The organism is Herbaspirillum sp. B65, assembly GCF_000333555.1.
Classification (GTDB): Bacteria; Pseudomonadota; Gammaproteobacteria; order Burkholderiales; family Burkholderiaceae_D; genus Herbaspirillum; species Herbaspirillum rubrisubalbicans.
Window position 1 is genome coordinate 1 of record NZ_BADI01000148.1, and the last position, 2,582, is coordinate 2,582.

Here is a 2,582-nt window from a genome sequence, read left to right on the forward strand (position 1 = left end):
CAGCCAGCCATGGCGGATCACCGGAATGCCGCACTCGCGTGCGCGCCGGATCATGGCTCGCGCAGTCTCATTCTTGCCTTTGGCCAGCAGCTGCGGAACCATCTCCTGGGTGGCATCGTAGTAGAGGGCCACGGCGAAGTGCGTCGGGTTGACCACCACCGCATTGGCGTTGGCGGTCTTGGCCACCGGCGCCTCGTTGGCCCATTGACGCGCCAGGCGCTTGCGCTGTCCCTTGATGAGCGGATCGCCCTCGGACTCCTTGTGCTCGCGCTTGACCTCTTCCTTGTCCATCATCAGTTCCTTCTTGTGGAAGTATTTTTGGATGGCAAAATCCACCAGGCCGATGCACAGGCAGACCACGATGATGACGTGGAAGATCGCGCGCAGAATGGTCAGAAAACCGTAATAGCTGTCCTTTGGATCTCCGCTGGAGAGGGAAACAATATTGGCCAAGTTGCCGCGCACCAGCACATAGACGATCCAGCCGATCAACAAGGCCTTGCCCACGGTGGTCATCAACTCCACCAGCTTCTTCTTGGAGATGATCTGCTTGAGACCGTTGACCGGATTGAGCTTGTCGAACTTGGGCGTGAGCGCCTCGGTCGCCACCAACATGCCGAACTGGCCCCAGTGCGCGGCTACGCCGATGACGATGCAGACCACGAAGCAGATGGCGATGACGATAGCCACGAAGATCCCGGCCGAACTGAGGATGGTCATGGCCACTGGGATGAAGTCCTGTCCCACGCCATGGATACCGGCTTCCATCAGGTTGGAAATCGCACCGCGCCAGAGCGATTCGGTCGCCATAGCCAGTTCGGCTACCACCACCAGCATTGCCAGACGCGCCAGGTCGCGACTGACGGCGATCTGCCCCTTCTTTCTGGCATCCTCAATCTTCTTGTGGGTGGGTTCTTCGTTCTTTTCTTCGCTCATCGCTTCCCCGCATCTGTCAGGCTGGCCAGCAGGTCCAGCAGATGGGCAAAATCACCGGTCACGTGATGCGAAAAAGTGGCCCAGTACATCAGCAGGATCAGCAGTCCGACCAAGCTCTTGATGGGAGCCGAGGCAAAGGAGACCTGCAGGTTGGAGGCGAATACGCCAATGATGGCAAAGGCGAATTCGATCAACATCAGGGGAATGATGACGGGCGCGCCATAGACTACGACGTACCACAGGAATTCGCCGAAACGCTTGACCAGCACTTCGAAATGCCCTGGTTCGAAAGGCGGTAGCAAAGTATAGGCGGGCCAAAGCGCATAACTTTCCAGCAGGATGCGCGCCAGCGCCGAAAACAGCCCTGCCTGCACCATCACCAGCACCACCGCCTGCAGCAACATGGCACCGATGGCACTGGCATCACGATCGAAACTAGCATTGTTGGCCTGGATCTGGATGGGTGAGCGCTGCATGTCGAAGATCGAGCCGATGGACTGCGTGACCCACAGCGGCAAGGCCATCAAGACGCCGAAGAGCAGACCGATCATCGCTTCCTTGAAGGCCAGCATGGCCGAGAGCAGGAAGTCGGGAACTCGGTCCTGGACGAACAGGAAGGTGGGGACCGCGGCCGGCAGTGCAATGGCCATGGCGGTCGCATTCTTGACCATCCCGGTCAGTACATTGAGGCCAAAGCCGGGCAGGATCACCAGGCACACCAGCACGCGCGGCGTGACGATGGCGATGGTCACCATCAGCGAATGCAGGTCGATCAGCGTAGAGGATTGCATGGGCGCTGCAGCCTCAGCGACCGATGTCGGGGACCATGGTCATGGCCATGTCCGCCAGCCGCAGCAATTCCACCCCGATCCAGCGCCCCATGGTCGCCAGCGTGACGGCCACAGCCACCAGCTTGACCACATAGGGCAAGGTCTGGTCCTGGATCTGTGTGACGGCCTGGATCAGAGAGACCACCACCCCGCACAGGGTGGCAATGACCAGCGGTGGCGCCGACATCATCACCGCCATCCACAGGCCTTGCTGGAAAAAATTGAGCGTATCAGCCATGTTCGCTTTCTCTTGAAATTCTGTCGACCCGGTCCACCATCTCAGACATAGGACAGCGCGAGCGCATTGAGCAGCTTGCCCCAGCCGGCCACCAGCGTGAAGAGCAGCAGCTTGAGGGGAATGGTGATGGTCTGCGGGCTCACCTGCTGCATGCCCAGCGCCATCAACAGATTCGAGATCAGCAAGTCGATGATCACGAACGGGATGTAGATCAGGAAGCCGATCTCGTAGCCAGCCTGCAATTCCGACACGACGAAAGCGGGTATCAGGACCAACGCATCACTGGGGCGCGCCTCCTTGGCAACGTCCTTGGGCCAGAGTTTCCTGGCCGAGGCCAGGAATAGCTCGCGCTGCTCCGGCCGGCTTACCTTCATCATGAATTTGCGCAAGGGCTCGAAGGATTCCTGAGCCTTGACCAGTAGCGGCGTGGTCCGCGAACTGACCTGCGAACTATCCATCTGCAATGCGGCGTCCGGTCGCTGCCGCACAGGGCGGGACCGTCAGCGGCATGGGCCAGATGCAGGGTCATGGGTGCGGCCAGCAACATGGCCGCCACAGGCAGGGGAAGTCGTCGTGCA

The 2,582-nt window shown here is 60.0% G+C and carries 4 protein-coding genes; all 4 read right to left on the reverse strand.

Annotated elements, in window-relative coordinates; all coding sequences use genetic code 11:
* Positions 1-936: type III secretion system export apparatus subunit SctU (gene sctU / locus I5W_RS03960; protein ID WP_044528261.1), on the reverse strand; the 936-nt coding region annotated here is incomplete at its 3' end.
* Positions 933-1,727, reverse strand: coding sequence for a type III secretion system export apparatus subunit SctT (gene sctT / locus I5W_RS03965; RefSeq protein WP_044528262.1), 795 nt, complete (start codon positions 1,725-1,727; stop codon positions 933-935). The genes sctU and sctT, both read right to left, overlap by 4 nt.
* A 13-nt stretch (positions 1,728-1,740) precedes the next feature.
* A complete protein-coding gene (gene sctS, locus I5W_RS03970) occupies positions 1,741-2,004 on the reverse strand; it encodes a type III secretion system export apparatus subunit SctS (protein WP_044528263.1) in 264 nt (87 codons plus the stop codon).
* 41 nt (positions 2,005-2,045) lie between these two features.
* Positions 2,046-2,462: a hypothetical protein gene (locus tag I5W_RS03975; RefSeq protein ID WP_305809651.1), complete on the reverse strand. Its 417-nt coding sequence runs from the start codon at positions 2,460-2,462 to the stop codon at positions 2,046-2,048.
* Between the last annotated feature and the right edge of the window lie 120 nt (positions 2,463-2,582).

Excerpts from the sequence above, each read along its gene's own strand:
- sctT (WP_044528262.1), bottom strand. The coding sequence starts at position 1,727 with ATGCAATCCTCTACGCTGATCGACCTGCATTCGCTGATGGTGACCATC.
- sctS (WP_044528263.1), bottom strand. The coding sequence starts at position 2,004 with ATGGCTGATACGCTCAATTTTTTCCAGCAAGGCCTGTGGATGGCGGTG.
- I5W_RS03975 (WP_305809651.1), bottom strand. The coding sequence starts at position 2,462 with ATGGATAGTTCGCAGGTCAGTTCGCGGACCACGCCGCTACTGGTCAAG.